Genomic DNA, 6,080 nt, shown 5'->3' on the forward strand with positions numbered 1-6,080 from the left:
AAACTTATTTACCGTCGTTTTCCGACTGCTTAATTAGTTTATCATCTTGTTTTTCCCTTGTCAACAACTTTTTTAAGTTGTTTTTGAAAAACTTTTTCGCTTTAAGAATGCTTACCTTTCGGCGTTACCCCTCAGCGACAAGATTTATTATATTAAATTTTTTAAGCCACATTTATTATTATTTACCTTGTTTAATTAAATTATTCCTATTTTTCTTTTATTTTCTTTATAATTTGTCTAAATTTCATTTATTGATACACGTGGCAAAGTTTGCTTTTAAAAATATATTATCTATATATATTTTTTTCTAACTCTGTTATTCTATTAATAAATTAAAATCAAAATTTTATATTACACTCATAATAAAATAATGAATTATTCTATATATTATTCAATTAAATAAATATTAAGGAGTTAACTATGAGTAATTTTTCTAATTTAAAATCATTAGGTGTTCTTATGCAAAATCATAAAGACTTCTATTCTATAAGAATTTTAAGTAACGGTGGAAATTTTTCTTGTGATGAATTAGGCATATTAAATAAAATAGCTAAAATTTATGGTAAAGAATATGTTACTCTTACATCCCGTTGTTGTATAGAAATTCCTTATATAAAGAAAAATGATGTAAGTTTAGTACTTGATACACTAAAAAAATATAATTTTACTACAGCTGCAATGGGTAATTTTGTTCATCCTGTAACAGCTTGTCGCGGAACTGTTTGTAAAAACAGTCATACTAACACCCAATCTATTGCAGCAACTATTCAAAATATTACTATAGGCTTATCTTTGCCTCATAAAGTAACTATTGGTGTCATAGGTTGCTTTAACAACTGTTTAAAATCACAAAATAATGATATATTTATTAAACCTTATTCACAAATACATATTGATTCTTCTAAATGTAAATTATGCAAATCATGTATTAATAAGTGCAAGTATAATGCCTTAACTATAGTAAATAATAAAATAAATTTAGATACTAAACTTTGCACTGATTGTGGAAAATGTATAAATTCATGTAATTTTAACTGTATTTCTTCTTATTGCGACTACTATAAAATTTTTCTTAAAATTAGTTCAAACTGTAACTATAAAGAATTAGATATTTCTCTTAATTTAGACTCTCTTTATACAACTATAAGCTTTATATTAAATCAATATAGTTTATATAATTTTAATAATGAACGTTTTTATGATTTTGCTAATAGATACATATCTAATATAATAAATAAACTCCAGAATTAATTCTGGAGTTTATTTATTATCAACTTCGTTCTATTTTCACTTTACTACCTCCTAGACCTGATTGAGCTGGAGTTAATATAAGTTTTACTGGAACTCTATTCTTTATTGATTCTACATGACTTATTATACCTACTGACAATTTTTCATTATGAATTTTTTCAAGAGAACACATAACGATATCTAATAATTCATCATCTAATGTTCCAAAACCCTCATCAAGGAAAAACAATTCTAAAGGTGCAATTCCTTTAAGTTGTATTTGTGCTGAAAGTGCTAAAGCTAAAGAGAGTGAAACTAAAAAAGTTTCTCCACCTGATAATGTAGATGCATCCCTTTGAGATCCACCATTTTTATAATCTCTTATTATAAATTTACCATTGTCATCTACTTCTAATCCATAGTTTCCATTTGTTATTTCTTTTAGTCTTTTAGATGCCTCTAGTGATACATATTTTAATTGATGATATGCCACAAATTCAACAAACTTTTTACCTTTAAATAACTTATCTAAATCATCTAATAAACTCATTTTGTATTCTAATTGTTTTTTATCATTTAATAACTCCTTTAAGTGCATAAGCTTTTCTTTCATATTGTTAGTTTCGGATTTTAAAGTAATTACAACTTCTTCTATCATTTTTAATTGTTTATTTTTTTCTTCTTTTAATATTTTAATTTTCTGCCATTGCTCTTCTGTTAACCTATTATTGCCTATTTTATTTTTTAAGTTTTCTATGGCACCTATAATTTTAGATAATTTATTATTATAATCTTTAAACTCTCTTTTTATTATATCTAGATTTTCCCTTGATATTTTATATTCATTGGCTTCTTCTATACAACTAAACTTTTCTTCTATTAATGCTTTATCAAGATTTTTTCTATCATTTTTTCCTCTTTCTATTAAACTTGCAACATTTGCTTTTACTCCAACAAACTCTTCATTTAATTTATTATATTTATCATCTATAGATTTTTTTCTCTTTCTACTTTAATATAGTTACTTTCTATTTCTAATATAAGATTGCTAATCTCTTCTTTTGCTAATACCAAATCTTTAATATTTCCTATTATATTTATAATATAATTTTCTTTTTCTACTATTCTTTTATTTTTTCTTGTAATATAACTCTTTTTTCCTTTAAATTTTCATTTAGCGTTGATAGCTTCTTAATTAAATTTTCTTTGTCTAATAACTTTTTCGATATATCTTCTCTTAATTCTTTAAGGTTGATTTCAAGTTTGGTTATTTCATTATCATTTTCTGATATCTCTTTACTTCTTTCTTGAAAGTTTTCTACTTTTAATTCTTCTTTTAACTTAATTAAATTAATTTTAACAGCATTAATCTGTTTTTCTAATTTATCTAACTGTATTTTTAACTTTTCTAATCTTCCAGTATTTTGAGTTACTATTGTATCTATCTTGCTATATTCTATATCTTTTTTATTTATATCTTCACTTAACTTTTTTATATTATTTTCTATAGTATTTTTTTCCTCATCATATTTATTAAATTGAATTCTTAATAATTCAAATTTATCCTCTAGCTCTTTTATAGATACTTTTTTAAAATCTTCTCCTAACTCTTCTATTTTAAAATGTTGTTGTTCTATTAATTTCTTATAAGAATCTATATTATTTTTTAATATGATAATTCTTTCATTAAATTTCTTTAATATTTCTTCATTTTCTTTTAGGTTTTCTTTTGATGTATCATTTTTAATTAAATTAATACTTTCTAAATTATCTATTGAATGATCTATAGAACCACATACTGGACATGGATATCCTTTAAAAAGTTTTTCTCTTAGACATTGTGCTATATTTTCAATTTCAACTTTATTTACATAATTTCTTAATGTATTTACAATATTTTCTACATTATTTCTTTCTTCTGTTTTAAAATTTAATTCTCTTACAGAGTCTTTTAATAAAATATTATTTTCTTCTAACTCTTTTATTAGTAAGTCATATCTATTCCATTTATCTTTATAATATGAAATTTCTTCTTGAAATTTTAATAATTCTTTAGGATCAGTTATATTTTTTTCCACTAACTCTTCTTTCTTTTCTTTTAAATCATTTAACTTAATATTTAATTCATTAATTTTACATTTCAATTCATATCTGCTATCCTTATTAACTTTCATACTTTCTTCTAATATATTTATTTCTAATAATAAATTTTTCTTTTGACTCGTTAATGATTTATAATCATTACTAATGATTACTCCTTCATTTATCTTTGTTCTATGCTCATTTGATACTTTTAATTTACCTATACCTTTTTCTTTTGCTTCTCTTTCATTATTCAAAATAATAATATCCTCTTCTAATTTTTTTATATTATTATTTATATTTTTTATTAATTTTTCTTTTTCCTGTAGTTCTTCATATAAATATTTTGCTTCATTTTTTAACTTTTTAATATTTTTTGCTTCTTCCATAGCTTCATCAATTCGTTCTTTTTTATTTTTAAACTTGGAAGTTCATTCTCTTTTTTATCTATTGCCTTTTTTAAAAGAACTTCTAATTTTTCTTTTTCAACTTTTATATTTTCAGTATCTTTTTGTATAATATTAAGTTTTTTATTTTCAATATTATATTGTTTCAATGTCTCATCACGAGCATCCATATAAGGTTTTATTTTTAAATAAGATTCACCTTTTAAAATTTTAATTTCCTTAATATTATTTTCTTTTTCTTTTAACTTTAACTCCTTAAAAATATGTTCACTTTTTCTTAATTCTTCTTGTAGATTCCAAATTACGCTATTTTCATTATATTCTTTTTCTATTACTATCAATTCTTTTTCTATATTTTCTTTATTTTTTAAAGCTAATTCTAATCTCTCCTCTTTTAATTTTAAACTTTCATTATCTATATCTTCATAGCCTTTTAACTCACCTTGAAGTATATTATATTTTTGTCTTTCTCCTTTTATTTCGCCTATCAACTTATTAGATAAGTTATCTCCATATTTTTGTAAATTAAATAATCTCTCTAACATATTTCTTCTATCTTTACCTTCAAGTTTCAAAAAATCACTAAATTTACCTTGAGGTAATACTACAGTTCTTGTAAAATCATCTAATTCTAGTCCTATAATTTCTTTACATTTAGCAGTTACATTTTTTGCTCCTTCTTCTAAAACTTCTACTGCTTCACAAGTCACATCTAATATTTTGGCTGACTTAGATCTTATATTGCCTGATTTATCTCTTTTAAATTCTCTCTCTACAGTATATTTTTTAATTTTTGCTCCAGATATTTGAAAATGATAGACTACATTTACACTATTACAATTTGTATTTATAAAATTAGAACTTTTTCTAGAAACTTCTCCGTACAAAGCTAATGTTATTCCATCAAGTATTGTAGATTTACCACTCCCAGTAGGTCCAAATATACCAAAAAGTCCTTTATCTGTTAACCTTTTAAAATCAATTATTTGTTCTTCTATAAAGCTATTCAAACCTTTTATTTTTAAACTAATTGGCTTCATTTTCATCACCATCCTTAACTATAGATAATAATAAATCTACAACTTCATCTTGTGGTTCTACTTTTCTCTCTTTAAAATAAAATTCCTTAAAAATACTTTCAAAAGATTTTTCTAAAAAAGTTGCCATATCAATTTCTTCTTCTTCTTCTTTTATTTTGGGTATAATTTCCAATATGTCTTTCTTTAAGCTTTTCATAGATTTGATTTCATCTTCTCTTATATATCTGTCTGTATATATTTCTAAATAAACCCAGCATTCTTTATTTTTATTTTCTTCACACTTCTTAATAGCTTCTTCTATACTTTTACATCTCCAAATTTCTATTGGTTTATAATTTTTGAATTCAATCTCCTCAAGCTTAAATTCTTCTCCTGCTTTTATATCTATAATAAAACATTTTTTTACAAAACCTATTTCTTTTTTATTGTACTGCAGTGGTGAACCAGAGTACCTAACTTTTTTCTTAGTTCCAGGAACAACTTGCGGTTTATGAACATGTCCTAATGCAATATACTGTGCTTCTTTTGGGAAACAACTTCCATCTACTATAAAACTTCCTCCAAGTTGTATATTTCTTTCTGATCCCGATTCTTCACTTCCCATTGCAAATAAATGAGATACTGCTATGTTTATAGTATCTTTTCTATAGTTTTTACTTAAATTATCAAAAAGCAGTTTTATTCTATCACTATAATTTTTTGCCTTTTCCTCTTCTTCTTCCATTTCATTATATAGAACTTCATTTAATCTTTTTTCACTTGGATATGCTACTGTTAATATTACTGCTCTTTCTCCATTTACTTCTATTTCTATGAATCCTTCACCTGAATTACAAACTTTATGTTTGCCATATATACCCGTTTCAACTATTGATTTAGGCCTTCCTACCATAATAATTCCATGCTCCCTTGCCAATGGACCTGCTGCTACTAATCTATCTGGATTATCATGGTTTCCTGAAATTATCAATGTTAATCTTTCACCATTTTTAGATAATTTTTTTAATGTGTTGTAAAACATTCTTTCTGCCCTTGCCGGTGGATTACTATTATCATATATATCACCTGCTATAATAATTAAATCTACTTTATTATTTTCAACTATTTCTATAAAATCATTTAAGAATTTTTCCTGCTCATCCATTCTACTAAAGCCCTCTAAATTTTTTCCTAAATGCCAATCTGCAGTATGTAATATTCTCATATACTTACTCCTTTATAATACTTTATAATGATTAATAATTTTAATTATTTCATTGTCTTATTTCATTGTCTTATTCCATAATTATACTATATATTTTCTAATATTTAAGAATTTATA

Annotated in this window: 4 protein-coding genes and 1 pseudogene; 1 reads left to right on the top strand and 4 read right to left on the bottom strand. The window is 23.7% G+C overall.

The window, feature by feature from the left end; all coding sequences use genetic code 11:
- The first annotated feature begins 420 nt into the window (after positions 1 to 420).
- Positions 421 to 1,251: a 4Fe-4S binding protein gene (locus CSGHG_RS21525; protein ID WP_010299766.1), complete on the top strand. Its 831-nt coding sequence runs from the start codon at positions 421 to 423 to the stop codon at positions 1,249 to 1,251.
- Positions 1,252 to 1,270: 19 nt separating this feature from the next.
- Here the strand turns inward: CSGHG_RS21525 and CSGHG_RS24485 are convergent, their stop codons facing one another.
- From CSGHG_RS24485 to CSGHG_RS19020, 4 genes and pseudogenes are all read right to left on the bottom strand, one after another.
- Positions 1,271 to 1,888: an SbcC/MukB-like Walker B domain-containing protein gene (locus tag CSGHG_RS24485; protein ID WP_010299770.1), complete on the bottom strand. Its 618-nt coding sequence runs from the start codon at positions 1,886 to 1,888 to the stop codon at positions 1,271 to 1,273.
- 463 nt (positions 1,889 to 2,351) lie between these two features.
- Positions 2,352 to 3,701: a coiled-coil domain-containing protein gene (locus CSGHG_RS22280; RefSeq protein ID WP_026022458.1), complete on the bottom strand. Its 1,350-nt coding sequence runs from the start codon at positions 3,699 to 3,701 to the stop codon at positions 2,352 to 2,354.
- A 62-nt stretch (positions 3,702 to 3,763) separates the two neighbouring features.
- Positions 3,764 to 4,759 (bottom strand): annotated as a pseudogene (locus CSGHG_RS22285) (AAA family ATPase); the annotation flags it as partial.
- Positions 4,746 to 5,963 (bottom strand): exonuclease SbcCD subunit D, encoded by a 1,218-nt coding sequence (locus tag CSGHG_RS19020; protein ID WP_010299773.1) that lies wholly within the window; start codon positions 5,961 to 5,963, stop codon positions 4,746 to 4,748. The gene CSGHG_RS19020 and the pseudogene CSGHG_RS22285, both read right to left, overlap by 14 nt.
- Positions 5,964 to 6,080 lie beyond the last annotated feature (117 nt).

Source organism: Clostridium senegalense JC122, assembly GCF_000285575.1.
Classification (GTDB): Bacteria; Bacillota; Clostridia; order Clostridiales; family Clostridiaceae; genus Clostridium_J; species Clostridium_J senegalense.

Coding starts and splice junctions, on each gene's coding strand:
- CSGHG_RS24485 (WP_010299770.1), bottom strand. CDS start 1,888: ATGATAGAAGAAGTTGTAATTACTTTAAAATCCGAAACTAACAATATG.
- CSGHG_RS19020 (WP_010299773.1), bottom strand. CDS start 5,963: ATGAGAATATTACATACTGCAGATTGGCATTTAGGAAAAAATTTAGAG.
- CSGHG_RS22280 (WP_026022458.1), bottom strand. CDS start 3,701: ATGGAAGAAGCAAAAAATATTAAAAAGTTAAAAAATGAAGCAAAATAT.
- CSGHG_RS21525 (WP_010299766.1), top strand. CDS start 421: ATGAGTAATTTTTCTAATTTAAAATCATTAGGTGTTCTTATGCAAAAT.